The organism is Pseudomonas sp. WS 5411 (assembly GCF_012985595.1).
Classification (GTDB): domain Bacteria; phylum Pseudomonadota; class Gammaproteobacteria; order Pseudomonadales; family Pseudomonadaceae; genus Aquipseudomonas; species Aquipseudomonas shahriarae.
Genome location: NZ_JAARMC010000017.1, coordinates 36,930 through 61,329, shown reverse-complemented (window position 1 = coordinate 61,329; position 24,400 = coordinate 36,930). Strand labels below are relative to the sequence as shown.

The window sequence follows — 24,400 nt, the reverse complement described above, 5'->3', positions numbered from 1 at the left end:
GGATAGCCGCCCATGTTAACTGAGGCGGGCGCTTTTGCCAGTCGGCACCATCGCAATTACTGTGGTCTATTCGGCCATTTTCCGACAAATGCGGAAAACACAGAAGGGCTGGTCGCCGTCTGGCCGGCCCGTATAATGCCGCCATCGCCACTGCTTATGGATTAACGGATTGCATATGACTGAACAGCGCCCAATTGCGGTCCTGGGAGGCGGAAGTTTTGGTACCGCCGTGGCTAATCTGCTGGCCGAAAACGGCCATCAGGTGCGCCAGTGGATGCGCGATCCCGAACAGGCCGAGGCCATCCGGGTCAACCGCGAAAACCCCCGTTACCTCAAGGGCATCAAGATTCACGCTGCGGTCACGCCGGTCACGGACCTGCAGGCCACCCTGGATGACTGCGACCTGTGCTTCGTTGCGCTGCCCTCCAGTGCCCTGCGCTCGGTGCTGGCGCCCCATGCCGAGCGGCTGGCGGGCAAGATGCTGGTCAGCTTGACCAAAGGTATCGAGGCCCAGACCTTCAAGCTGATGAGCGAAATCCTCGAAGAAATCGCGCCCCAGGCGCGCATTGGTGTGCTCTCCGGGCCGAACCTGGCGCGGGAAGTGGCTGAACATGCCTTGACCGCGACCGTGGTCGCCAGTGAAGACGAGGCCCTGTGCGAACAGGTGCAGGCCGTGCTGCATGGCCGTACCTTCCGTGTCTATGCCAGTGCTGACCGCTTTGGCGTAGAACTGGGCGGCGCGTTGAAAAACGTCTACGCCATCATCGCCGGCATGGCGGTGGCCCTGGGCATGGGGGAAAACACCAAGAGCATGCTGATTACCCGTGCCCTGGCGGAAATGACCCGCTTTGCGGTCAACCAGGGCGCCAACCCCATGACCTTCCTCGGCCTGGCCGGGGTGGGCGACTTGATCGTCACCTGTTCGTCACCGAAAAGCCGTAACTATCAGGTCGGTTTCGCCCTGGGCCAGGGCCTGAGCCTGGAAGATGCCGTCACCCGCCTGGGTGAAGTGGCCGAAGGGGTCAATACTCTCAAAGTGCTGAAGGCCAAGGCCCAGGAAACCGGGGTCTATATGCCGTTGGTCGCCGGCCTGCACGCGATCCTGTTCGAAGGGCGCACCTTGAACCAGGTCATCGAGTTGCTGATGCGTGCCGAGCCCAAGACTGATGTCGACTTTATTTCCACCAGTGGTTTCAACTGAGGAACCCGCGATGAACGATCCGAAAGCAGCACCCAAGTATGAATCCATTGCCCTGCGCATCCTGTGGATGCTGGTGTTTGCCCTGGTCTGGCAAGTAGCGCAGTTCATCCTCGGGGCGTTGGTGGTGGTGCAATTGATCTACCGCCTGATCTACGGCGCACCGAACCTGGGCCTGATGAACTTTGGCGACAGCCTCAGCCAGTTCCTCGCGCAGATTGGCCGTTTTGGCAGTTTCCACAGTGAGCAGAAACCCTGGCCCTTTGCTGATTGGCCAGCCCCGCGCGCCCCGGAAGGCGAAGCCGCCCACAGCGTGCCGCCAGCCCCGCACCCGGTGCGCGATGAGGAGCCCAAACTATGAAGCTGTGGGTGTTGCGCCACGGTGAAGCCGAGTCCCATGCACCCAGCGATGCCCAGCGCAACCTGACCGAGCGTGGCCGCGAAGAAGTGCTGCACAGCGCCGCGCACCTGATCGGCCAGCCCATCAGCGCGATCATCGCCAGCCCTTATGTGCGGGCGCAACAGACTGCCCAGTTGGTGCGCGAGGCGTTGGGGTTTGTGCCAGAAATCCGCACCGTGTCGTGGCTGACGCCGGACGGCAACCCCCTGCAAGTCCTGGAAAAACTCGACACCGATGACAATGTGCTGCTGGTCAGCCATCAGCCTTTGGTGGGCAACCTGATCAGCTTTTTGCAGCACGGGCACCAGCGCCAGCCGCAACCGATGCACACCGCCAGCCTGGCGGAGCTGGAAGGGGACTTCCCGCTGGCGGGGCTGATGAGCCTCAACAGCGTGAAAAACCCTTAGTTCCCAAGGCGCACCTGGGCACAATGTGGGAGCGGGCTTGCCCGCGATAGCAATGTATCAGTCGCTAAATGTATCGACTGACACGGCACAATCGCGAGCAAGCCCACCCCCACACAAGCCCTTTCCCACAGTTTGATTGCGTTCTGCCCGCAAGCGACTTGCAGTGCTCCTGTGTGCATGGAATAGTCCACCAAGCAAGTGCTTGGTTGGCTACCATCGGAACACACAGGAGCGCGTCCCATGTCTGTCGCTTTTCGTTTGCCGCTGCAGGTCTTCTTTGAACGTGAGGCGCGCCATCCGCGCCAGCGCTTCCTGGTCCAGCCCACGGGTGGCGGCGAGGTGCAGACCCTCACCTGGGGCGAGGTCGGCCACCAGGCCCGTTGCGCCGCCCATTGGCTGCGGGCACGGGAGTTGCCCCAGGGCTCGCACATTGCCCTGATCTCGAAAAACTGCGCGCACTGGATTATCGCCGACCTGGCGATCTGGATGGCCGGGCATGTCTCGGTGCCGCTGTACCCCAACCTCACCGCCGACTCCGTGGCCCATGTGCTGGAGCACTCCGAGGCGGCGTTGGTGTTTATCGGCAAGCTCGACGACTGGCCGGCCATGGCCCCAGGCATCAAGGCCGGGCTTGCGACCATCAGCCTGCCGCTGTGCCCCGAGGGCCCGTTCGACTTCACTTGGGCCGACCTGCAGGCCTGCTCACCGATCCAGGATGACCCGGCGCCGGCTGCCACGGACCTGGCCACCATCATTTACACCTCCGGCACTACCGGCCTGCCCAAAGGCGTGATGCACACCTTCGGCGCCCTGGCGTTTGCGGCAACCCGAGGCACCGAGCTGTTCGGCCTGGGGGAGGGCGACCGGCTGCTGTCCTACCTGCCGCTGTGCCATGTGGCCGAGCGCATGTTTGTCGAGATGGCTGCGATCTACACCGGGCAAACGGTGTTTTTTGCCGAAAGCCTCGACACCTTCCTCACCGACCTGCAACGCGCCCGGCCCACGGCCTTGTTTGGCGTGCCACGGATCTGGACCAAGTTCCAGATGGGGGTGTACGGCAAAATCCCGGAAAAACGTCTGGAGCTGCTATTGCGCCTGCCATTTATCGGCAAGCGCGTCGGGCGCAAGGTGCTCGCCGGGCTTGGCCTGGACGCGGTGCGGGTGGCCCTGTCCGGCGCGGCGCCGGTGCCTGAGGCGTTGCTACGCTGGTACCTGCGCCTGGGCCTGGATGTGCTGGAGGTGTATGGCATGACCGAAAGCTGTGGTTATTCCCATGTCTGTCGCCCCGGTCAGCAGAAGATTGGCTGGATCGGCCTGCCGTGCCCGGACGTGGAGGTGCGCATTGACCCGGCCGGTGAAGTCCAGGTGCGCAGCGGCGCGACCATGCTCGGTTACTTCAAGGACCCGCAGAAGACTGCCGAGACCCTCACCGAAGACGGCTTCCTGCGTACCGGCGACAAGGGCGAGCAGGATGCCGAAGGCCGCCTGCGCCTGACCGGGCGGCTCAAGGAGATCTTCAAGACCAGCAAGGGCAAGTACGTCGCCCCGGCCCCCATCGAAAACCGCCTGGCGGAGCACGGGCGCATTGAGCAGGTGTGTGTGGTCGGTGATGGCCTGAGCGCGCCGATGGGTTTGTGCGTGCTGTCTGCAGTGGGCCAGCAGGAGGCCGCCGGCGAGGCCCGGCAATCCTTGCATGGCAGCCTGGAGCGCCTGCTGGAAGAGGTCAACCAAGTGCTGGATAAACATGAGCGCTTGCGTCAACTGGTGGTGGTGAAAGACAGTTGGGCCGTGGAAAACGGCTTTCTGACACCGACCCTGAAGATCAAGCGCAACGTGATCGAGTCAACCTACGGCCCACAGTTCCAGGCCTGGAGCGCACGTTCCGAGGCAGTGCTGTGGCAGGATTGAGCACCCAAATAAAATCAACAAGGACACTGCAATGAGCCTGTGGCGCACCCTCCCTAATATCGAGCAACTCAATGTCATCCAGAAAAACACCATTGGTGAAGTGCTGGATATCCGTTTCGAGACCTTCGACGACCAATCCCTGACCGCCAGCATGGTGATTGACCATCGCACCCATCAACCCTATGGCTTGCTGCACGGTGGGGCCTCGGTGGTGTTGGCCGAAACGGTCGGCTCCATGGCCAGCTACCTGTGCATCGATGCCAGCAAGTTCTATTGCGTGGGCCTGGAAATCAACGCCAACCACCTGCGTGGCCTGCGTTCCGGGCGGGTGACGGCGGTGGCCAGGGCGATCCACATCGGGCGCACCACCCATGTCTGGGACATCCGCCTGACCAGTGACGAGGGCAAGGCCAGTTGTGTGTCGCGCCTGACCATGGCCGTGGTGCCCCTGGGCGAGAACCCGCCGGCGCGATAGGTGTGGCGTGAGTGTCATCATTCCTGGCAGTTACAGTCATTGCTGTAGCGGCCAGGCGTGAGGACAATCGAATTCTGTTTTGGATGATGGGTTGGTTATGTCGCAACATGTGTTTTTCACTCATGCCAATGGCTTTCCTTCGGCGACCTACGGCAAATTGTTCGATGCCCTGGCCCCGGAGTACGCGGTGGCGCACCTGTCGCAGCACGGCCACGACCCGCGGTTTCCGGTGGATGACAATTGGCAGAACCTGGTGGACGAACTGATCCACCACCTGGAGCAGCAGCCGGAGCCGGTGTGGGGCGTCGGCCACTCATTGGGCGGGGTGCTGCATTTGCACGCGGCCCTGCGTTGCCCGCAGTTGTATCGCGGGGTGGTGATGCTCGACTCGCCGGTGCTGACCCTGGCTGACCGCTGGGTGATCCGCGCGGCCAAGCGTTTTGGCCTGATCGACCGCCTGACCCCGGCTGGCCGCACCCTGGGCCGGCGCGAAGAGTTCAGCGACCTGGACGCCGCGCGTCAGTATTTTTCCGGCAAGACACTGTTTCGCGGGTTTGACCCGGACTGCCTGGAGGCCTACCTGCAACATGGTCTGCACCAGGTCGGCGATCGCCTGCGCCTGCGGTTCGACCCGGCCACGGAAATCAGCATTTATCGGGGCGTGCCACACACCAGCCCCGGCCAGACCCGCCAATTGAAAGTGCCACTGGCCGTAGTACGCGGCCGGCAGAGCCGGGTGGTGATGCGCCATCACGCCAGCGGCGTCGCACGCCTGCCCATGGGCGAGATGCTGACCATGCCCGGCGGCCACATGTTTCCCCTGGAGCGGCCGCAGGACACGGCGACCCTGATCAAGAACCTGTTTACCCGTTGGGAAGCCCGCGAGCGCAGTTGCGCATGACCACGCCTGTCGAAGAAGTGCGCCTGAGCCTGCCGCACATTGAGCTCGCGGCCCATCTGTTCGGCCCGGAAGACGGCCTGCCGGTGATCGCCCTGCATGGCTGGCTGGACAACGCCAACAGCTTTGCGCGCCTGGCGCCCAAGCTGCAGGGTTTGCGCATTGTCGCCCTGGACATGGCCGGTCACGGCCACTCGGCCCACCGCCCGGCTGGGGCGGGGTACGCCTTGTGGGATTACGTGTTTGATGTGCTGCAAGTGGCCGAACAGCTGGGCTGGAAACGTTTTGCATTACTTGGCCACTCCCTGGGGGCAGTCGTTTCCACGGTGCTGGCCGGGGCCTTGCCGGAGCGCGTGACGCACTTGGCGTTGATCGACGGCGTGATCCCGCCGACCGCCACCGGCGAGGACCCCGCCGAGCGCCTGGGCATGGCCCTGCAGGCGCAGATCAACCTGCAGGACAAGCGCAAACCGGTGTACGGCACCCTCGACCGGGCGGTGGAAGCGCGAATGAAAGGCGTGGTGGCCGTCAGCCGTGAAGCCGCGGAACTCCTGGCCCAGCGCGGCTTGATACCAGTGCCGGGCGGCTACACCTGGCGCAGTGACAGCCGCCTGACCCTGGCCTCGCCAATACGCCTGACGGAAGAACAGGCCATGGCCTTTGTGCGTCGAGTGGCGTGCCCTGCACAGTTGGTGGTCGCGCAAGAAGGCATGCTGGCCAAACATCCCGAGCTGCTTGCGCAGGTGCCGTTCACTGTCACCACCCTTGCAGGTGGCCATCATTTGCACCTGAATGACGAGTCGGGAGCGGTTCTTGTTGCAGACTGTTTCAATCGGTTCTTCACCGCGCCTTGACTTGGCGGGGGCAACTGTCGAGGCTGGGCGGATTGAAAGGGAGTCAACCATGAACAATCCGAATACCGCGAAGGCATCCACCGGCCCAGGCGCACCGATCCGATGAGTAGTGCCAAGGGAATTATCCGTGTGCTTGGGCTGTGCTGCATCAGCCCGTTGGTCTTCGCTGCTGATCTACCGGGAAGCCAGGATCTGCCCAGCGTGGCCCGTCAGGTGGATGCGCAGATTGTCGACTACCGTCCCGCCGAAGAAAAAGAACGCATCTACCCCATGGGCGCGATCCGCAAGATCAGCGGCCAGTTGCGCTACGACGGTCAGGCCACGGCCCGTGGCCAAGTAACCGCCATCACCTATGAACTGCCTGCCGAGCACAGTTCCAGCACGGCCTTCAAAGCCACGCGCGAGGCGTTGCAAGAACAGGGCGCGCAGTTGTTGTTCTGGTGCCAGGCCCGCGATTGTGGCGAAAGCAGCCTCTGGGCCAATGAAGTGTTGGGCAATGCCAAGCTGGTCGGCGCCGATGGCCAGCAGGAATTCCTCTTGCTGCGCCTGGCCGCCCCTCAGGACAACTCTCTGGTGGCGCTGTACGGCATCACCCGCGGCAATCGCCGGGCTTACCTGCATGTGGAGCAAATGGACGCCAGCGCGCCATTGGGGCAATTGCTGCCGACCTCTGCCACACTGCTGCGCGAACTGAAAAGCACCGGCGACCTGGATTTCCCTTTGCTGGGGGCTGAGCCCGACGCAACATGGTTGACCCTGATTTCCCGTGGATTGAACCTCGACACCACCTTGCGGGTCAGTTTGAGCGGACCCAACGCTGAAGCCTGGCGCCAGGGCCTGATCGACAAGGGCGTGCGTGCGGCGCGCCTGGAAACCGCTACTGGCGAGACCCAGGGCCTGCATCTGCAAGTGATCCGCTGATCGTTCCAGGGCGAACGGACCCGCGCCGTTCGCCTAAGCTCTCCCTCAACAGACTTCTTTTCGAGAAAGCACATGCTCAACAATGATCGCCTGCTGGTGCAGATCCTGCTCCTGGTGCTGTTTGGTGCCAGTTTCTGGGTGATGGCGCCGTTCTGGTCGGCGCTGTTCTGGGGCGCGGTGCTGGCGTTTGCCAGCTGGCCGCTGATGCGCCTGTTGACCCGCGCCCTGGGCGGCCGTGAGTCCCTGGCAGCGGGGATTCTGACCTTGGGCTGGATGTTGCTGGTGGCAGTGCCACTGGTGTGGCTGGGCTTCAACCTGGCCGACCATGTGCGCGATGCCGTGGCGCTGATCAAGGACGTCCAGGTCGACGGCCTGCCCGAAGCACCCACCTGGCTGGGCTCGATCCCGTTTGTGGGAGAGCGGCTGGTGGGCATGTGGGACAGCATCGACCAGCAGGGCGCGGCCCTGATGGTCACGATCAAGCCCTACCTGGGGCAAGTCGGCAACTGGCTGCTGGCCCGCAGCGCGCAGATCGGCGGTGGCATCCTCGAACTGACCCTCAGCCTGGTGTTTGTATTCTTTTTCTACCGCGACGGGCCACGCCTGGCGATGTTCGTCCACCGCCTGCTGGAGCGTTTGATCGGTGATCGCGCCGGCTACTACATCGACCTGGTGGCCGGTACGGTGCAACGGGTGGTCAACGGCGTGATCGGCACCGCCGCCGCCCAGGCATTGCTGGCACTGATCGGCTTCCTGATTGCCGGCGTGCCCGGGGCACTGGTGCTGGGCATCGTCACCTTCCTGCTCAGCCTGATCCCGATGGGCCCGCCCCTGGTCTGGATCCCGGCCACGGCCTGGTTGGTATGGAAGGGCGATTACACCTACGCGGTGTTCCTCGGCGTCTGGGGCACATTCATCATCAGTGGCGTAGACAACGTGCTCAAGCCCTACCTGATCAGCCGCGGCGGTAACCTGCCACTGGTGATCGTGTTGCTGGGGGTATTTGGTGGCTTGATCGCGTTTGGCTTTATCGGCTTGTTTATCGGGCCGACCTTGTTGGCGGTGGCGTATAGCCTGTTGACGGATTGGAGCGCGACTCAGGCGCAGGTTCGTCGCGAGGACAAGGTGAGCTGATCCTTTGTAGGAGCCGGCAATGGCTAGGTCCAGGGTAGTCACGTTTTTGCCGTCACCTGCGGGCGAGGCTACTGTCGGGGCATGTTGCAGGCGTGTCGTGAATGTATCTGCTTTGAAATATTAGTCGGTTCTCCCAGAAAAATAGGCGCTTGCCGAGGATTTACCGATCATCGGATCCCGCAAAGCCGCTGCTTGCGCTACAATCCGCGCCGATTTCGACTTGCCTGAGAGCCCATTCCAATGTCCGTCTGCCAGACTCCTATCATCGTCGCCCTGGATTACCCTACCCGTGACGCCGCACTGAAGCTGGCTGACCAGTTGGACCCCAAGCTCTGCCGGGTCAAGGTCGGCAAGGAGCTGTTCACCAGTTGTGCCGCAGAAATCGTCGGCACCCTGCGTGACAAGGGTTTTGAGGTGTTCCTCGACCTGAAATTCCACGATATCCCCAACACCACCGCGATGGCGGTCAAGGCCGCGGCCGAGATGGGCGTGTGGATGGTCAACGTCCACTGTTCCGGCGGCCTGCGCATGATGGCCGCGTGCCGTGAGGTGCTGGATCAGCGCAGCGGTCCCAAGCCGTTGCTGATCGGTGTGACCGTGCTGACCAGCATGGAGCGTGAGGACCTGGCCGGTATTGGCCTGGATATCGAGCCCCAGGAGCAAGTACTGCGTCTGGCGGCCCTGGCGCAGAAAGCCGGCCTCGATGGCCTGGTGTGTTCGGCGCTGGAGGCCCAGGCGTTGAAGACTGCCCATCCTACGCTGCAACTGGTGACCCCGGGGATTCGTCCGGCGGGCAGCGCCCAGGACGATCAGCGGCGGATTCTTACGCCGCGCCAGGCGCTGGATGCGGGTTCTGATTACTTGGTGATCGGTCGTCCGATCAGCCAGGCGGCCGATCCGGCCAAGGCCCTGGCGGCGGTGGTTGCCGAAATCGCCTGATGCCTTTGCGCTAAAAATGTGGGAGCTGGCTTGCCAGCGATGCAGGCACCTCGGTTTTTCAGTCAGTCCGAGGTGATGCTATCGCAGGCAAGCCAGCTCCCACAGTTGCTTACGGTGTGCCGGTTGGCACCCGATCCCACAAGGGCGCTGTGGGGTGTCAGTTGACCTTCAGCACCAACTTGCCAAAGTTCTCGCCGTTGAACAGCTTCATCAGCGTTTCAGGGAACGTCTCCAGTCCCTCGACAATATCTTCCTTGCTCTTGAGCTTGCCTTGCGCCATCCAACCGGCCATTTCCTGCCCGGCGGCGGCAAAGTTCGCCGCATGGTCCATCACCACAAACCCTTCCATACGCGCCCGATTGACCAGCAGTGACAAGTAGTTGGCCGGCCCCTTCACGGCTTCCTTATTGTTGTACTGGCTGATGGCCCCGCAGATCACCACCCGCGCCTTCAACGCGAGGCGGCTGAGCACGGCGTCGAGGATATCGCCGCCGACGTTATCGAAATACACGTCCACGCCTTTTGGGCATTCGCGCTTGAGGGCCGCCGGCACGTCTTCGTGCTTGTAGTCGATGGCCGCGTCGAACCCTAGTTCCTCCAGCAAAAACTTGCACTTGTCGGCGCCGCCAGCAATCCCTACCACGCGGCAGCCTTTGATCTTGGCGATCTGCCCGGCAATGCTGCCCACCGCCCCGGCGGCGCCGGAAATCACTACGGTATCGCCGGCCTTGGGCGCGCCGGTGTCGAGCAGGGCAAAGTAGGCGGTCATGCCGGTCATGCCCAGCGCCGACAGATAGCGCGGCAGCGGCGCCAGTTTCGGATCGACCTTATAGAAACCGCGCGGCTCGCCGAGGAAGTAGTCCTGTACACCCAGGGCGCCATTCACGTAGTCCCCGACCGCGAATTTCGGTGTGTTCGAGGCGATGACCTGGCCTACGCCCAAGGCGCGCATGACTTCGCCGATGGCGACCGGCGGGATGTAGGATTTGCCTTCATTCATCCAGCCACGCATGGCCGGGTCGAGGGACAGGTATTCGTTGCGCACCAGCACCTGGCCGTCCGCCAGGTTGCCCACCGGCACTTCCTGGTAGGTGAAGGTGTCCCGCGTGGCCGCACCGACCGGGCGTTTGGCAAGCAGGAATTGGCGGTTGGTCTGGGCAGTCATGGCAAGGACTCTGGATAAATGGACCTCAAGTGATAGACCTTCCAGGCGCCAGGAGCAAGGTCGGCCGATACCTGCGAATGCCCGGCGATAGGCTGGGTTGATAGTGGGCCCGGCAGGCTTATCACTGCCGTGCATGGGCGCTCAACCGGCCCTCTGATAGTGCTGACGCGTGGCGCCTGGCCCTGGCTATGCTGGGCCCACGGGCATTCATCCAAGGATATAAGCAATGAGCATGACGTTTTCCGGCCAGGTCGCCCTGGTCACAGGCGCTGCCAACGGTATCGGCCGCGCCACGGCGCTGGCATTCGCCAACGAAGGCCTGAAGGTCGTGGTCGCCGACCTGGATGTGGCGGGCGGAGAGGGCACCGTCGCGTTGATCCGCGAGACGGGCGGCGAGGCGTTGTTCGTGCGCTGCAATGTCACCCTGGAGGCGGATGTGCAGCAACTGATGCAGCAAGTGCTGAACAGCTATGGTCGCCTGGACTATGCGTTCAACAATGCCGGCATCGAGATTGAACAGGGCAAGTTGGCCGATGGCACCCTGGATGAGTTCGACGCCATCATGGGGGTCAACGTCAAGGGCGTGTGGTTGTGCATGAAGTATCAGCTGCCGTTGCTGCTGGCCCAGGGCGGTGGGGCGATCGTCAATACCGCGTCGGTGGCGGGGTTGGGGGCTGCGCCGAAGATGAGTATTTATGCGGCGTCCAAGCATGCGGTGATTGGCCTGACCAAGTCGGCAGCCATCGAGTACGCGAAAAAGAAAATCCGCGTCAACGCCGTGTGCCCGGCGGTGATCGACACCGACATGTTCCGTCGTGCCTATGAAGCCGACCCGCGCAAGGCCGAGTTTGCCGCCGCCATGCACCCGGTCGGGCGCATTGGCACGGTCGGGGAAATCGCCAGCGCGGTGCTGTATCTGTGCAGCGATGGCGCCGCGTTCACCACTGGCCAGGCATTGGCCGTGGATGGCGGTGCGACGGCTATTTAGGACGGGTCGCCGTGCACCACTGAGAAAGTGATTTCCAGTGCTGTGGGGCGTTTCCGCAGGTGGCAAGATGCCCTGGGCTATTGTGTTTCAATAGGTAAATAACCCAATAAAATCAATGATTTAATAAATTTATGAACAGGGTGATCCTGGCCTTCTGTGCTTAACTGTTTTGAGTTAAATGCCAAACAGTTGAAGGGGGGTGGCTCATGGATTTAGGGATCAATCGACAAGCCCTTGTACCGGTGGTTCAGCAAATTGTCAGCGCCATTGCCGCATGGATTCGGGAGAGCGGGGTCAGCCCCGGAACGCGCCTGCCTTCCATCCGGCAACTGGCCCAGGACAACCTGCTCAGTCAATCCAGTGTGATCGAGGCGCTGGAGCGCATGGTGGCCGAAGGGGTCTTGGCCTCAAGGGCCGGTTCGGGGTTTGTTATCGCCGAGCAACCGGTGGCCAGCAGCCCATTGGCGGAGTGCCAGTGGTATGAGGGGGCAGAACGCAGGTGGGGGGCCTTTACCGATAACCAGTTGGGAGAATTGAAGCTGGGGTGCGGCTGGCTGCCGGACTCCTGGCGTGAAAGTGATGACATCAGCTATGCGATTCGCGAAATCAGCCGTACCGATACCGCTGGGGTTTTCAATTACAGCACGCCCCTGGGGTTGCCAGCGCTACGTGAGCAATTGCACAAGCGCCTGACACAGATCCAGGTGGCCAGCACTGCCGAGCAGATCCTCACCACCCACGGCGCGAGCCATGCCCAGGACCTGCTGATCCGCACCTTGCTCAAGGCCGGCGACACGGTGGTGGTCGAGAGCCCTGGCTACGGCAACCTGTATCGTCAGTTGGCTTTCCACGGTGTCATGTTGCTGGAGGTGCCCAGAACCCGCAGCGGCCCGGATATCCAGGCCCTGGAAACGCTGCTGGCCCGCCACCGCCCCAAGTGCCTGTTCATCAACAGCCTCTACCACAACCCGACGGGCACCAGCCTGTCGCGGGTGGTCGCCGAGCGTCTGTTGCACCTGGCCCACACTCGGGACTTCCTGATTGTCGAGGAGGATGTCTACGGCGACCTGCAACATGCTTCCTGTACCCGTCTGGCGGCGTTGGCCCATGATGATCGGGTGATCTATGTCTCGAGCTTTTCCAAGACCCTGAGCAGCGCCCTGCGGGTTGGCTATCTCACCGCCAGCACGGCCCTCATCAGCCAATTGCTCAAGCTCAAGACCTTGACCGGTATGGGCACCTCACGCTTTGCCGAAGCGATGGTGGCCAGTCTCCTGACCAACGGTACCTACCGCAAATGGGTACAGCGCCTGCGCCGACGGCTGAGCGCGGAGATGGCGAAGACCTTGCAGGTGCTGGAGGATGAAGAGTGGGAGGTCTTTGCGGTGCCCGCAGGTGGCATGTTTGTGTGGGCGCGCCCGGGTTCAGGGGATGGCTCAAGGGTGCACGCAAGGGCCCGACAGCTTGGGGTCTTGCTGTCTTCCGGCGAGTTGTTCAGCCCGACCGGCGAGCACGCTGAATGGCTGCGGATCAATGTGGCCTATGCTTGCGATCATCGGGCCCTGGCATTGTTCAAAGCCATGGGCCCCACAGGATCGACCTCCACCATTCTGAAAACGACGGGGATGTAGCTTTTTGCCATTATTGTGGCGCCAACGTCTTGTGTTGCAGGGCCCGGGATTGCGAATCTCGTTGCATGGATACCGGGCTTGCTGGCGTTCGCCACCCCAAGAGGACTTTGCGCAATGATTTCGGCCGTGCAACGACGATTTGCCAACCTTGGGCTGGCCAGGAAGCTGGGGCTGGGGTTTGCCCTGGTATTGCTGTTGACGGCCCTGGTGGCGGCGATTGGCGTGTGGTCCCTGCAAACCGTTGGTCAGCGTTTTGTGGGGCTCAAGGGCATGTCTTCGCTCAATGAGGGGCTGCTGAATGTGCGTTTGATTGAGCAGGAGTATGCGTTGCGCAGCGATGCCGACTCGGTCGAGGTCCTGCACCAACGGGTGGATAGCCTGGTGGCCGAAGCCCAGGCGCTCAACATGAGCGAGGTCGAGCAGGCGCTGGGCGCCTATCGCAAGGCATTTGACGAATTTGTCGAGCTGACCCAGGCCAAGGACCTGGCGCTGGAAATGGCCAGTTGGTCGGTGTCCAGTGTCGCCAACAACCTTGATGTATTGCAGGCCGGCCTGGCCGACGATGGGGCCTATAACCTCAAGGAAAGCCAAGGCAAAGAGGGCGCCGAGTTTATCGAGCAGGCCGGGCAGGTGGGGCAGGTTTCGCGCTTGATGTTGCAGGCCATGAACGAAGCCCATGTGCGCCTGGATCAGAGCCGCAAGGGCGACGCGGACAGTGCCGGGCAAGGCCACATCGAGCAGGCCGATCAGGCCCTGGCCCAGGCCGGGCAACTGCAGAACCTGGTCAAGGATCCTGGCTATCAGACCGTGCTCAATGAGGTGGTCGGGCATATCGGAGCCTTCAGCGAAAAACTCACCGAATACACCGGCCTGCTGGCCCAGGAAAAGATCGTCTACCAACAGTTGCATGAGCGGGCCGCGCAAGTGGTGGCGCAGGTCAACCAGGCCTATGCCGCGCAGGACCAGTCGATGCAGGCGCAGTTGGCCAAGAGCAGCTTGCTGATCATTGTGTCATCGGCCCTGGCCTTATTGGTCGGGGTGATTGCCGCGTGGCTGATTACCCGGCTGATCGTGATGCCGCTGCGCAGCGTGATTGCCGTGGCCCGGCAGATTGCGGCCGGGGATCTCAGCGGGCGCATGGAGGTGAGCCGACAGGATGAGATGGGCCAGTTGATGCAGGCGATGCAGCAGATGGGCGGGGGCCTGAGCAATATGGTCAGCGGGCTGCAGGCGGGGATTGAACAATTGGCCAGCTCGGCCCAGTCATTGTCCCGGGGGGCCGAGCAGACCAATCTCGAAGTCAGTAGCCAGAAAGAAGAAACCGAGCAAGTCGCCACTGCCATGAACCAGATGGCCGCCACGGTGCACGATGTGGCACGCAATGCCGAGCAGGCCGCGCAAGCGGCGCAGACCGCCGACGATAAGGTCGACACTGGCCAGCAGGTGGTACGCCAGAGCCTGCAGCGCATCGAGCTGCTGGCCAGTTCGGCGACCTCTGCCAGCACCAGCATCGAAAGCCTGAGCGCCGAAATCCAGAATATCGGTAGCGTGTTGGAGGTGATCAAAAGTGTTGCCGAGCAGACCAACCTGCTGGCGCTCAACGCCGCCATCGAGGCGGCACGCGCCGGGGAGCAAGGGCGCGGCTTTGCGGTGGTCGCCGATGAGGTGCGCGCCCTGGCCAGGCGCACCCAGCAATCGACGGAGGAAATCGAACGTCTGGTCAGCACCTTGCGCAGCGCGGCGCAGTCTTCAGTGCGGGATATCCAGCACAGCGGCGAGCTGGTGAAGCTGGCTGTCAGCGATGCCCTGGAAACCGAAAGTGCGTTGGGCAGCATTGCCGCGGCGGTGTCGCTGATCCAGCAGATGAACCAGCAGATCGCGGCGGCGGCCGAGCAGCAGAGCTCGGTGGCCGAAGAAATCAACCGCAGCGTCACCAGTATCCGCGCCAGCGCCGATCAATCGGCGCTGAGCATGCAGGGTAATGCGGCATCGAGTATCGAGTTGGCGCAACTGGGGGCGGAACTCAAGGGGATGGTGGGGCATTTCCGGCTGTGATCATATTCAGGGCCGGAACGAGTTCCCTGAGGGAGCTGACACCCTGAGGTGTACTCACGGGCGCCATCGCGGGCGAGCCCGCTCCCACAGGGGGGAGTGTAGCTGCGCGCCTCGGCATCTCATCTACGTTGGAGATACTCGAGGTGTGATCAGGCGTGATTGGCCAAAAAGGTCAGCAGTGCCTCATTGACGAAATCAGGATTTTCCCGGCTGGAGATATGCCCTGCGTCCGGGATCAATACCATATCGCAGCCGATCAGATCGGCCATTTCCTGCGCTTCTGCGGGGGGGCGCGGCTGGTCCTCGTTGCCACACATCACCAGAGTCGTATCAGCATTCAGGCGGGATAAGCCTTCCAGCGCATCCCCACGACCGAAAATCAGGCGACCCAGGGGCACGATGCTTTGCAGCAGGCGATCCTTGGGGAAGTCGCGCAGGGACTGGCGGAAGTCCTGATACAGCGCAGAGTCGTGGTCGATGCCGGGGCGGAAGAAGATCGGCACGATGATATCCAGCAGGGCATCTGGAATAGCACCCGCGGCCTCGATTGCGCCGAGCAGTGCGAAATACTGTTCGCGGGTGGCCTCAGGCTCTGCGCCCAGATAGGTATCCATCAATACCAGGCTGTTGACCCGCTCGGGCGCCAGCAACGCCAGCGGCGCAGCCCACATGCCGCCGACGGATAAACCCACTAGGTTGACCTGGGCAATCTCCAGATGGTCCAGCAAGGCCAGGGCCTGGCGTGCCAGGTCGTCCAGGGTGCGGGTCTGTGCCGGTAGCGGGCCAGACTCACCGTGACCCCACAGCTCTGGCACGATCACTCGGTACTGTTGCGACAGGGCGGCGATCTGCGGTGCCCACATGTGCTGGTCCCACAGGTAGCTCTGGCCGAGCAGGACAGCAGGGCCCGAGCCCTGGTCCACGTAGTGCAGGGGCTGACCATCAATGATGACACTTGGCATGAAGGCCTCTTTCGTTTACGGAATGAAGTGCACTTTTGTACGCGAGTTATTGCAGCGAGGGGTAGAGGCAGGATGATGGCTCCGGGTGCAAAGCATGCACCCGGCGAATCAAGGCAGGAGAGGATCAGTCGTAGATGACTTTCTTTTTCCACTCGGCATCAGCGTCATCGGCTTTCAAGCCTGCGGTCAGCTCATTGGTCTCTTCGGCGGTTTGCTGGCTGTTGGTCAGCACCATGGAGTTGGCACGCGCCAATTGTTTTTCCAGCAGTTGCAGGTGCTGGCTGTAGGTGGCCGGTTCAGGCTGCTTGCGCAGGTATTGCACGCCGCGCTCGAACGCCAGGCGCGCCTGGCCGGGCTGCGCCTGTTGCAGCGCGTGTTGGCCAAGATTGTTGAAGAACTCGATGTGCAGCAGCACCAGCAGGTGACGGATTTCGCGGATCCAGTGCTTGGCCTCGTTGGTGGGCAAAAAGCCGTCCTGGGCGGCGCGGGTGACCTGGCCGTGCAGGGCTTCGAGCAGGAAGCGTACATCCTTGGCCTTGGCTTCGGTCTGGATCGGCCCTGGAGGGTTGTTCACCGGGATCGACTCGCCCTGGCCCACCAGTGCTTCCAGCTCGGCAATACGGGCCTTGATGGTGCTGCTGGATTTGTTGAGGTGGAGCATGCGTTGGTTGACGTTCAGTTCCAGGCGGGTCAGCAGCAGTTTGAGCTGCGGCGTCATCAGTTGGCCGGGGAACGTCTCGGTGATCTCGCCACAGCGGCGCAGCCGATCATTGAGCTCAATCTGGGCCCGGGCTTTTTCCAGTTTGTTGTTTTCCACCACGTGGTTCATGTAGCCAATGGCGATCAGTATTACGATCCCGGCTATTACCAGCAGGGTGATCATGAGTGGTGTCACCGGTGTGACCTCTTTGTAGTATGTGCGTTGAAGTGTAGTGATTGGCGCTTGCGGCGGATAGGACTCTTCGACGAGATGAGTCAGTGCTTTCATCTGTATATGTAGTAACTCTGAATAGATGCACATTGCCACCATTCGCGGGTCAGGACTATAACGTCTTGTCGGGCGCCAGAATATAGGCGCCAAAGCCTGGACGGCGAGAAACTCCGACAGTGGCGGTAAAGCGGGGCGAAGTCATTGATTTAAATAAATTTATCCTTGGGGGTTGACGACCTTTCAATCCATCCATAGAATGCGCGCCACTTACAGCGTAAAGCACACAGCGAAACGCGGTAGGGAGTGAATGTTGTACGTGTGTCCCCTTCGTCTAGTGGCCTAGGACACCGCCCTTTCACGGCGGTAACAGGGGTTCGAGTCCCCTAGGGGACGCCATTGCGGGAATAGCTCAGTTGGTAGAGCACGACCTTGCCAAGGTCGGGGTCGCGAGTTCGAGTCTCGTTTCCCGCTCCATTTTTAAACAGTGTGGCTTTCGGGCGGCACTGAGTGAAACCAGGACCAAGTCTTCGGACAAGGCCTCTGGGCACTGGAACACACACCATGTGTTTCAGTTAGCGTGTCCCCTTCGTCTAGTGGCCTAGGACACCGCCCTTTCACGGCGGTAACAGGGGTTCGAGTCCCCTAGGGGACGCCATTTGCGGGAATAGCTCAGTTGGTAGAGCACGACCTTGCCAAGGTCGGGGTCGCGAGTTCGAGTCTCGTTTCCCGCTCCATATTCAACAAAAACGCCGCTCAGTGATGAGCGGCGTTTTTGTTTGTCTGCAATTCAAGCCTGCGCAAATGGACCCGCCGCACAAGCGGGTCCAGGTGCTGGGTCAGAGTTTCGGCAACTGCCCGATACGGCCCATCATTTCCGTCACGATCTGCAGGTCCAGCAGGAACTGCTCGGTGGTCTTGAACTCGTTGTCGGTGTGCCCGGTGTATTTGACCTCGGGGCGGGCCAGGCCGAATTGCACGCCATTGGGCAGGTCATGCACCGAGGTTGCGCCAGCCGAAGTCCCGTACTCAGGCTTCATGCCCAGGTTTTCCGTGGCCACGGCCAGCAGCGCCTTGACCCATTCACCCTCGGGGTTACGGTACATCGGCGCGGCGACCGAGTAGTCGAAGGCTGGCGCAATATGGGTCTTTTGGCTCCAGGCGCTCAGCTTGTCAGCGATCTCTTTCTTGAGCGTTTCTGGAGATTTACCTTTTGGCACCCGCAGGTTGACCGCCAGCTTGAAGGCTTTTTCGTCCATGCCGACAAAGGTCGGCGAGGTGGTCAGTGGCCCCATGAACGTATCGGCAAAGCCCACGCCCAATTTGCCGCCCAGGTAATCCAGGCCCCAGTTATCGGAGGCATAGCGGGCAGCGTCAGTAATCTCGTTGTGTTTGAACGCAACCTTGCCGTCCAGGCTGTTGATAAAGACCAGCATCCGCGCCACCGGGTTGATGCCCGATTCGGGTTCGGAAGAGTGCGCCGATACCCCGGTGACGGTCAGCTTGACGTCTTTGTCGACGACCTTGGCATCTACTGTGAAATCGCCACCATTGGCCTTGGCGAATGCACTCCCGGCCTGTTGCAGGCTGGCAGCCAGTTCGGCGGGGCTGTCGCTGCGCAACGTGGCCACCGATGCCGAAGGAATCTGGTTGGTCGCCAGGCCGCCGGTCATGGCAATGATTTCGGCGCCTTTGCCGTCGGCTTTGCGCTTGGCAAAGGTGGCCATGACCGTGCCATAACCCTTTTCGGCGATGACGACCGGGTAGCCGCCGTCCAGCGCGAGGTTGTAGTTGGGCGTCGGGTTGTGTTCGAAGTAGTAGGGAATGGCGTCGCCGGTGGTTTCTTCGGTGGTGTCCACCAGCAGCTTGAAGTTGCGTGCCAGGGGCAGGTTTTCTTCCTTGATCACTTTCATCGCGTACAGCGTCACCACGATGCCGTTCTTGTCATCCTCGGTGCCGCGGCCGTACATGCGGTCGCCAATCAGCGTGACCTTGAACGGGTCGAGGCGGGTGCCATCGGCCAGTACCCAGTTTTCCGGGGTCACCGGCACCACGTCGGCGTGGGCGTGGATGCCCACAACTTCGTCGCCGGCACCTTCCAGGGATATTTCGTAGACGCGGTTGTCGATATTGCGGAACTTCAGGTTGAACGCCTGGGCCAGGCTTTTGATCTTGTCGGCGATCTTGATGAATTCAGGGTTGTCGTGCTGGGCTACGCCTTCTACCTGGAAGGTCGGTATGGCCACCAGCTCGCGCAGGGTCTCGGTAGCCGCCGTGCCGTATTTCACTCGGGCGTAGAGACCCAGCAGGCGATGAATTTCGTTTTGCTGTTCGGCGGACAGGCGTTTGTTATCGAGAAAAGCACTGATTGCCGGGCCCAAGTCGGCGGTTTTGCCCAGTTCACTTGTGGCCAGGCTGCCGAGGAAGGTGCGGAAGTCCTTGAACGAGGCGTCATTGAACGTCTTGAGGATGGTCGCGCTCTGTTGCGGGGTGATATTGGCGAACGCTGGTGCGGTAACGGCGGACAGGCTGGTGACCATCAGGATGGCGGCGGCCAGATGCTTGAGGGAGAAGTCCATTGCTGGGGGCATTCCTTTGCAGGTGGTGAGTAGGAGGTTTCCGATTTTTATGTCGGAAACATTTTCACACACTAGCATCACCCACAAGCTCCAGGGGAGCCCCTTGCGCGGTGATGTCCTATCTCAATAATAAAACGCCGCCTGCCATCAATCTGTCAGTCGAGGCTGTAGCGCACCGACAACGTGCCCTTCTTCTCCGACAGGCCGAGGATCGTGACCTGGCCGACTTGGGCGAGGGCCTGTACGTGAGTGCCGCCGCAGGCGTAGGGCGGCAGATCACCAAAACCTACTTCCCGGGAGCCGCTTTGCAGCGTCATTTGGCGCGGTAAATCTGCGGCGATCCATTGGTTGACCTGTTGTTGCAGGGCATCGGCCTCCATGTTCTGGGCGAACTCCCCACGGATAAAACTGATCTTGCCTTCGCCTGGCCAGTGGTGGGCCTTGATCGGCATCCAGCCCAGGGTCTCACCGGCGTTGCCAATCAGATGCCCTGCCGAATGCAGGCGTGTATGCAGGGCGCGGCGCTCGCCGTCGACCCGCGCTTGCTGGAGCCCGAGTGCGACGGGCTGGTCCACGTAGTGCACGATGCGCTCGGCTTCCTGCACCACTTTCAACACGTTGCTGTCTCCCAGCCAACCCGTATCAAAAGGCTGGCCGCCACCCTGGGGGTGGAAAATGGTGGAGTGCAGCACCACCGCAAACTGCTGCTCAAACGGCGTGCACTCCAGCACATCAACATCGGCAACCAGGTGGTCATGGGTAAAAAACAGGCGCTGGGTCATCGTCTACATCCGCATCAGGGTTCTAAACAGCAGTATAAGTAGTGCGCCAATGGGTGATAATCCGCTGAAATCTCAATGGATTTGTGCGTCATGAGCATCAATCTTCCTTTGCCGCTGCTGGGCGAAATGGCGATTTTCGTCAAGGTGGTGGAAACCGGCAGCTTCTCCGAGGCGGCGCGCCAACTGGGGGCGTCGCCATCGGCGGTAAGTCGCAGCATCTCGCGCCTGGAACAGGCCCTGGCCACGCGGCTGCTGCAGCGCACCACACGCAAATTACGCTTGAGCGAAGGTGGCGAAGAGGTTTTCAAACGCTGCCAGGAAATGGTCAGCGCGGCGCGCTCGGTGATGGAAATCAGCGGCCAGTACACCCACGAAGCCGAAGGACTGGTGCGGGTCAGTGTGCCCAAGGCGGTCGGGCGGTTTGTGGTGCATCCGCATATGCCAGAGTTCTTGCGGCGTTATCCCAAGGTCGATCTGCAGTTGATCCTCGAAGATCGGCAGGTGGATTTGATTGATGACAATGTCGACCTGAGCATCCGCATCACCGATAGCCCGCCACCGGGGTTGGTAGGGCGCCAGTTATTACCGATTGAGCATTTGTTGTGTGCCACGCCGCAGTATCTGGCTGCCCACGGTACGCCGCTGCATCCCCATGATTTGCTGGGGCACAGTTGCATCTACCTGGGCGAAACGCCGGGGGATGCGCGCTGGAAATTCCGCCAGGCGGGTAAGACAGTGACGGTAGGGGTACGCGGGCGGTATGCGGCCAATCACACGGGGGTGCGGCTGGATGCGGTGTTGCAGGATGTAGGGATTGGCAGCTTGCCGTACTTCACCGCGCGGCATGCCTTGGAGGAGGGGCGGTTGGTGCAGGTCCTGGCGCAATGGGATTTCATTGCCTCGTACCATGGGGATGCCTGGTTGCTGCATTCGCCCACACGCTACCTGCCGCCGAAGTTGCGGGTGTTTATTGATTATCTGGTGGAGTGCATGGCTAAGGAGCCTACATTGCATCGGCGGTAGGCGCGCGATCGAGAATGTGGAGCAGGTTAGTGTGGGAGCGGGCCCGCTCCCACATTTGGATCTTTGGTGCTTTTGAGATCAGTGCTTGGGCTGGTCGTTGGACATGGCCAGCAATTGCTTTTCCTGGTTCCAGTCGAACGGTTCGTCGTTCTGTTCGGCTTCGAAACGACGTTCTTCCAGGGCCTGGTACAGGTCCAGTTCATCGTCGGGCATGAAGTGCAGGCAGTCACCGCCGAAGAACCACAACAGGTCGCGCGGTACCAGATGGGCAATCTGCGGGTAGCGCAGGATGACCTGGCTCATCATGTCCTGGCCCAGGTATTGGCTTTCGATCGGGTCGATGGGCAGCAGGGCCCGCAGTTCATCAAAGCGTTCCAGGAACAGCGCGTGACTTTCCTCGGGAACCTGTTCGGCTTCGCCGACGGCAACCAGGATGCTGCGCAGGTGGTCGAGCAAGACGAGATGATCGGCAACGACGTTGGACACGAGAGTAAGTCCTCAAAAGCAAAAACGGGCGCGAGAGTATATAGCTCTCGCGCCCGTTTTTATATGACGGTTGGTCTCAGCGGACTCTGCCGGGCGCCTGGGCCAGCTCCTCTTTGCTGAAGTCATCCACGTCGATCACCTTGCGCCGCGCCACTTCCGCGTCGCGCAGGGTTTGCGCTTCAGCTGGTTGCAGCACGCCAGCTTCCAGTGCGGCGTCGATGGCATGTTCCCCTGCACGCGGCTTGACCTGGCCACTTTTGAGGGCGCTGTGGAGTTTCTTTTGCAGCGGGTGGCTGGCACCCAGTAGGTCATAGGCGTGTTGCAACGCGCCGACCGGATCTTCCGCCGATTGCGGGCGATAGCAGCCAGCCAGCAGCTCTTCCAGGGTCGGGTCGCCCTTGGCCCGGCCAATCACTGCGGCGACTTCAGCGTCCAGTGCATCGGACGGGCCTTTATGGCGACGCCCGAATGGGAACACGATGACCCGCAACAGGCAGCCCAGCACTTTGTTGGGGAAGTTGCTAAGTAACTCATCCAGCGCGCGTTCCGATTGGCCAAGGCTTTCTTCCATGGCCCAGGCAAACAGCGGTTCCAGATGATCCGGGGAGTCGAGGTCGTGGTAGCGCTTGAGCGCCGCCGAGGCCAGGTACATATGGCTGAGTACATCCCCCAGCCGTGCCGACAGGCGTTCACGACGCTTCAGCTCACCACCCAGCAGCATCATGCTCAGGTCTGCCAGCAGGGCGAACGCGGCGGCCTGGCGGTTGAGGGCGCGGAAGTAACCCTGGCTCAAGCGGTTGCCCGGGGCTTTTTCGAAGTGGCCCAGGCCCAGGTTCAACACCAGGGTGCTGGCGGCGTTGCTCACCGCAAAACCGATATGTTGCAGCAACAGCCCATCGAACTCCTTGAGTGCCTGGTCGCGATCTTCACGACCGGCGAGGGCCATTTCCTTGAGGACGAATGGATGGCAGCGAATCGCCCCCTGGCCGAAGATCATCAGGTTGCGCGAAAGGATATTCGCCCCTTCCACGGTGATGAAGATCGGCGCCCCCTGCCAGCTGCGGCCCAGGTAGTTGTTGGGGCCCATGATGATGCCCTTGCCGCCGTGCACGTCCATGGCGTGGCTGATGCACTCGCGGCCGCGCTCGGTCAGGTGGTACTTGAGGATCGCCGAGAGCACCGAGGGTTTTTCCCCCAGGTCCACCGCATTGGCGGTGAGCATCCGCGCACTGTCCATCAACCAGGCATTCCCGCCGATACGGGCCAGGGCTTCCTGGATGCCCTCGAAGGCGGACAGCGGTACGTTGAACTGCTCGCGCACCTGGGCGTACTGACCGGTCACCAGGCTGGTGAACTTGGCTGCACCGGTGCCCACCGCCGGCAGGGAGATCGAACGGCCGACCGACAGGCAGTTCATCAGCATCATCCAGCCCTTGCCGAGCATTTCCTGGCCACCGATCAGGAAGTCCAGGGGAATGAACACATCCTTGCCGGAGTTGGGGCCGTTCATGAATGCCGCGCCGAGGGGCAGATGACGGCGCCCGATTTCCACGCCGGGGGTGTCGGTGGGGATCAGCGCCAGGCTGATGCCCAGGTCTTCTTCCCCGCCCAGCAGATGGTCCGGGTCATAGGCCTTGAAGGCCAGGCCCAGCAGGGTCGCGACCGGGCCCAGGGTGATATAGCGTTTTTCCCAGTTCAGGCGCAGGCCAAGGGTTTCCTTGCCTTGCCATTCGCCCTTGCAGATCACCCCGGTGTCGGGCATCGCGCCGGCATCGGAGCCGGCCAGCGGGCCGGTCAGGGCAAAGCACGGGATGTCATCGCCACGGGCCAGGCGCGGCAGGTAGTGGTTGCGTTGCTCGTCGGTACCGTAGTGCAGCAGCAGCTCGGCCGGGCCCAGGGAGTTGGGGACCATGACGGTGGAGGCGAGGTCGCCGCTGCGGGTCGCCAGTTTCATTGCCACCTGGGAGTGGGCGTAGGCGGAAAAGCCCTTGCCACCGAACTCCTTGGGGATGATCAGGGCGAAGAAACCGTGTTGCTTGATATGGTCCCAGGCCGCTGCCGGCAGGTCCATGGCCTGGCCGATTTCCCAATCGGTGACCATCGCGCACAGCTCCTCGGTGGGGCCGTCGATAAAAGCCTGTTCCTCTTCGGTCAACTGCACCTTGGGGTAGGCCAGCAGCTTGTCCCAGTCGGGGCGGCCGCTGAACAGTTCGCCGTCCCACCACACGGTCCCGGCGTCGATGGCATCGCGCTCGGTCTCGGACATCGGCGGCAATACTTTCTGGAACCAGTTGAACAGCGGTGCGGTGAAATACTGGCGACGCAGGTCGGGCAGCAGCAGGGGGGCGGCGACTATCGCGAGCAGCACCCAGAACACCAGCAGCAACCAGCCCGGTGCATGGCTGAAGGCGCCCATCGCCAACAGGTAGACGGCGACCACGCCCAGGGCGGGCAGGGGCGCGGTACGACGGTGTGCCAGGTAGGCAATGCCGAGCACCAGAACCAGTATCCACAACAACAGCATATTCAATCCTCCGTGAAACCAGGGGCAGAAGCACCCTCAGAGCTTAGCCGGCATCCGGAAAAGCGGTGCCTGAGGGTGTTACGTGGTGTGGCGGGAAGTGCTCGACAGTCACAGGCAGCAGGCGCCGACATTTGGCCGAATCG

Annotated in this window: 21 protein-coding genes and 4 tRNA genes; 18 read left to right on the top strand and 7 right to left on the bottom strand. The window is 61.8% G+C overall.

Translation table 11 applies throughout. The features are described from left to right. Positions 1 to 175 precede the first annotated feature (175 nt). From HBR93_RS20135 to pyrF, 10 genes are all read left to right on the top strand, one after another. Positions 176 to 1,201: an NAD(P)H-dependent glycerol-3-phosphate dehydrogenase gene (locus HBR93_RS20135; RefSeq protein WP_057958997.1), complete on the top strand. Its 1,026-nt coding sequence runs from the start codon at positions 176 to 178 to the stop codon at positions 1,199 to 1,201. A 10-nt stretch (positions 1,202 to 1,211) separates the two neighbouring features. Next, positions 1,212 to 1,559, top strand: coding sequence for a DUF4389 domain-containing protein (locus tag HBR93_RS20130; protein WP_169960933.1), 348 nt, complete (start codon positions 1,212 to 1,214; stop codon positions 1,557 to 1,559). Beyond that, on the top strand, positions 1,556 to 2,005 hold the full coding sequence (gene sixA / locus HBR93_RS20125) for a phosphohistidine phosphatase SixA (protein ID WP_057438880.1): 450 nt from the start codon (positions 1,556 to 1,558) through the stop codon (positions 2,003 to 2,005). Before HBR93_RS20130 ends, sixA begins: the two co-directional genes overlap by 4 nt. Positions 2,006 to 2,245: 240 nt before the next feature. Beyond that, positions 2,246 to 3,913 (top strand): AMP-binding protein, encoded by a 1,668-nt coding sequence (locus HBR93_RS20120; RefSeq protein WP_057958999.1) that lies wholly within the window; start codon positions 2,246 to 2,248, stop codon positions 3,911 to 3,913. A 31-nt stretch (positions 3,914 to 3,944) separates the two neighbouring features. Then, entirely contained in the window at positions 3,945 to 4,388 is a 444-nt protein-coding gene (locus HBR93_RS20115; protein WP_169960932.1) for a hotdog fold thioesterase, read from the top strand. A gap of 97 nt (positions 4,389 to 4,485) precedes the next feature. Beyond that, a complete protein-coding gene (locus HBR93_RS20110; RefSeq protein WP_057438882.1) occupies positions 4,486 to 5,289 on the top strand; it encodes an alpha/beta hydrolase in 804 nt (267 codons plus the stop codon). Beyond that, positions 5,286 to 6,140: an alpha/beta hydrolase gene (locus HBR93_RS20105; RefSeq protein ID WP_169960931.1), complete on the top strand. Its 855-nt coding sequence runs from the start codon at positions 5,286 to 5,288 to the stop codon at positions 6,138 to 6,140. The genes HBR93_RS20110 and HBR93_RS20105 overlap by 4 nt, the downstream gene beginning before the upstream one ends. Before the next feature lie 102 nt (positions 6,141 to 6,242). After that, positions 6,243 to 7,061, top strand: a complete 819-nt coding sequence (locus HBR93_RS20100; RefSeq protein ID WP_057438883.1) for a DUF4892 domain-containing protein — start codon at positions 6,243 to 6,245, stop codon at positions 7,059 to 7,061. Between the two features lie 72 nt (positions 7,062 to 7,133). Next, positions 7,134 to 8,195: an AI-2E family transporter gene (locus tag HBR93_RS20095; RefSeq protein ID WP_057438884.1), complete on the top strand. Its 1,062-nt coding sequence runs from the start codon at positions 7,134 to 7,136 to the stop codon at positions 8,193 to 8,195. 240 nt (positions 8,196 to 8,435) lie between these two features. After that, complete coding sequence (pyrF, locus tag HBR93_RS20090; protein ID WP_057438885.1) at positions 8,436 to 9,134, top strand: orotidine-5'-phosphate decarboxylase; 699 nt, start codon at positions 8,436 to 8,438, stop codon at positions 9,132 to 9,134. Between the two features lie 157 nt (positions 9,135 to 9,291). On the opposite strand, the gene HBR93_RS20085 is transcribed toward pyrF, so the two are convergent. Further along, positions 9,292 to 10,299, bottom strand: coding sequence for an NADP-dependent oxidoreductase (locus HBR93_RS20085; RefSeq protein ID WP_057438886.1), 1,008 nt, complete (start codon positions 10,297 to 10,299; stop codon positions 9,292 to 9,294). Positions 10,300 to 10,525: 226 nt separating this feature from the next. Here HBR93_RS20085 and HBR93_RS20080 point away from each other — a divergent pair, with 226 nt between their 5' ends. From HBR93_RS20080 to HBR93_RS20070, 3 genes are all read left to right on the top strand, one after another. Further along, entirely contained in the window at positions 10,526 to 11,287 is a 762-nt protein-coding gene (locus HBR93_RS20080) for an SDR family oxidoreductase (protein ID WP_057438887.1), read from the top strand. 206 nt (positions 11,288 to 11,493) lie between these two features. Then, positions 11,494 to 12,918: a PLP-dependent aminotransferase family protein gene (locus HBR93_RS20075; RefSeq protein WP_128593448.1), complete on the top strand. Its 1,425-nt coding sequence runs from the start codon at positions 11,494 to 11,496 to the stop codon at positions 12,916 to 12,918. A 114-nt stretch (positions 12,919 to 13,032) separates the two neighbouring features. After that, on the top strand, positions 13,033 to 14,973 hold the full coding sequence (locus tag HBR93_RS20070; protein WP_115127703.1) for a methyl-accepting chemotaxis protein: 1,941 nt from the start codon (positions 13,033 to 13,035) through the stop codon (positions 14,971 to 14,973). Positions 14,974 to 15,122: 149 nt separating this feature from the next. Here HBR93_RS20070 and HBR93_RS20065 read toward each other — a convergent pair whose 3' ends face one another. Continuing rightward, on the bottom strand, positions 15,123 to 15,935 hold the full coding sequence (locus HBR93_RS20065; protein WP_169960930.1) for an alpha/beta fold hydrolase: 813 nt from the start codon (positions 15,933 to 15,935) through the stop codon (positions 15,123 to 15,125). Positions 15,936 to 16,059: 124 nt separating this feature from the next. Next, complete coding sequence (locus HBR93_RS20060) at positions 16,060 to 16,830, bottom strand: hypothetical protein (protein ID WP_057438889.1); 771 nt, start codon at positions 16,828 to 16,830, stop codon at positions 16,060 to 16,062. 356 nt (positions 16,831 to 17,186) lie between these two features. Between HBR93_RS20060 and HBR93_RS20055 the strand changes: the two genes are divergently transcribed. The 4 genes from HBR93_RS20055 (at position 17,187) to HBR93_RS20040 (ending at position 17,600) form a co-directional block, all read left to right on the top strand. Continuing rightward, positions 17,187 to 17,262 (top strand) — tRNA-Glu (locus HBR93_RS20055). A 2-nt stretch (positions 17,263 to 17,264) separates the two neighbouring features. Continuing rightward, a tRNA-Gly gene (locus HBR93_RS20050) sits at positions 17,265 to 17,340 on the top strand. A gap of 105 nt (positions 17,341 to 17,445) precedes the next feature. Then, positions 17,446 to 17,521, top strand: a tRNA-Glu gene (locus tag HBR93_RS20045). A 3-nt stretch (positions 17,522 to 17,524) separates the two neighbouring features. Next, a tRNA-Gly gene (locus HBR93_RS20040) sits at positions 17,525 to 17,600 on the top strand. A 102-nt stretch (positions 17,601 to 17,702) separates the two neighbouring features. On the opposite strand, the gene HBR93_RS20035 is transcribed toward HBR93_RS20040, so the two are convergent. Continuing rightward, entirely contained in the window at positions 17,703 to 19,442 is a 1,740-nt protein-coding gene (locus HBR93_RS20035) for a dipeptidase (RefSeq protein WP_169960929.1), read from the bottom strand. A gap of 155 nt (positions 19,443 to 19,597) precedes the next feature. Further along, entirely contained in the window at positions 19,598 to 20,224 is a 627-nt protein-coding gene (locus HBR93_RS20030; protein ID WP_057438890.1) for a hypothetical protein, read from the bottom strand. 90 nt (positions 20,225 to 20,314) lie between these two features. Between HBR93_RS20030 and HBR93_RS20025 the strand changes: the two genes are divergently transcribed. Further along, positions 20,315 to 21,247: a LysR family transcriptional regulator gene (locus tag HBR93_RS20025; protein ID WP_057438891.1), complete on the top strand. Its 933-nt coding sequence runs from the start codon at positions 20,315 to 20,317 to the stop codon at positions 21,245 to 21,247. A gap of 78 nt (positions 21,248 to 21,325) precedes the next feature. Here the strand turns inward: HBR93_RS20025 and HBR93_RS20020 are convergent, their stop codons facing one another. Beyond that, positions 21,326 to 21,733 carry a PA2817 family protein gene (locus tag HBR93_RS20020; protein WP_057438892.1) on the bottom strand — a complete coding sequence of 136 codons (408 nt, stop codon included), beginning with the start codon at positions 21,731 to 21,733 and terminating at the stop codon, positions 21,326 to 21,328. Positions 21,734 to 21,809: 76 nt separating this feature from the next. After that, positions 21,810 to 24,257, bottom strand: coding sequence for an acyl-CoA dehydrogenase (locus tag HBR93_RS20015; protein WP_169960928.1), 2,448 nt, complete (start codon positions 24,255 to 24,257; stop codon positions 21,810 to 21,812). Positions 24,258 to 24,400: the final 143 nt, after the last annotated feature.

Bases quoted from the DNA above. Each gene is read 5' to 3' on its own strand.
- HBR93_RS20135 (WP_057958997.1), top strand. From the start codon at position 176: ATGACTGAACAGCGCCCAATTGCGGTCCTGGGAGGCGGAAGTTTTGGT.
- HBR93_RS20130 (WP_169960933.1), top strand. From the start codon at position 1,212: ATGAACGATCCGAAAGCAGCACCCAAGTATGAATCCATTGCCCTGCGC.
- sixA (WP_057438880.1), top strand. From the start codon at position 1,556: ATGAAGCTGTGGGTGTTGCGCCACGGTGAAGCCGAGTCCCATGCACCC.
- HBR93_RS20120 (WP_057958999.1), top strand. From the start codon at position 2,246: ATGTCTGTCGCTTTTCGTTTGCCGCTGCAGGTCTTCTTTGAACGTGAG.
- HBR93_RS20115 (WP_169960932.1), top strand. From the start codon at position 3,945: ATGAGCCTGTGGCGCACCCTCCCTAATATCGAGCAACTCAATGTCATC.
- HBR93_RS20110 (WP_057438882.1), top strand. From the start codon at position 4,486: ATGTCGCAACATGTGTTTTTCACTCATGCCAATGGCTTTCCTTCGGCG.
- HBR93_RS20105 (WP_169960931.1), top strand. From the start codon at position 5,286: ATGACCACGCCTGTCGAAGAAGTGCGCCTGAGCCTGCCGCACATTGAG.
- HBR93_RS20100 (WP_057438883.1), top strand. From the start codon at position 6,243: ATGAGTAGTGCCAAGGGAATTATCCGTGTGCTTGGGCTGTGCTGCATC.
- HBR93_RS20095 (WP_057438884.1), top strand. From the start codon at position 7,134: ATGCTCAACAATGATCGCCTGCTGGTGCAGATCCTGCTCCTGGTGCTG.
- pyrF (WP_057438885.1), top strand. From the start codon at position 8,436: ATGTCCGTCTGCCAGACTCCTATCATCGTCGCCCTGGATTACCCTACC.
- HBR93_RS20085 (WP_057438886.1), bottom strand. From the start codon at position 10,299: ATGACTGCCCAGACCAACCGCCAATTCCTGCTTGCCAAACGCCCGGTC.
- HBR93_RS20080 (WP_057438887.1), top strand. From the start codon at position 10,526: ATGAGCATGACGTTTTCCGGCCAGGTCGCCCTGGTCACAGGCGCTGCC.
- HBR93_RS20075 (WP_128593448.1), top strand. From the start codon at position 11,494: ATGGATTTAGGGATCAATCGACAAGCCCTTGTACCGGTGGTTCAGCAA.
- HBR93_RS20070 (WP_115127703.1), top strand. From the start codon at position 13,033: ATGATTTCGGCCGTGCAACGACGATTTGCCAACCTTGGGCTGGCCAGG.
- HBR93_RS20065 (WP_169960930.1), bottom strand. From the start codon at position 15,935: ATGCCAAGTGTCATCATTGATGGTCAGCCCCTGCACTACGTGGACCAG.
- HBR93_RS20035 (WP_169960929.1), bottom strand. From the start codon at position 19,442: ATGGACTTCTCCCTCAAGCATCTGGCCGCCGCCATCCTGATGGTCACC.
- HBR93_RS20030 (WP_057438890.1), bottom strand. From the start codon at position 20,224: ATGACCCAGCGCCTGTTTTTTACCCATGACCACCTGGTTGCCGATGTT.
- HBR93_RS20025 (WP_057438891.1), top strand. From the start codon at position 20,315: ATGAGCATCAATCTTCCTTTGCCGCTGCTGGGCGAAATGGCGATTTTC.
- HBR93_RS20015 (WP_169960928.1), bottom strand. From the start codon at position 24,257: ATGCTGTTGTTGTGGATACTGGTTCTGGTGCTCGGCATTGCCTACCTG.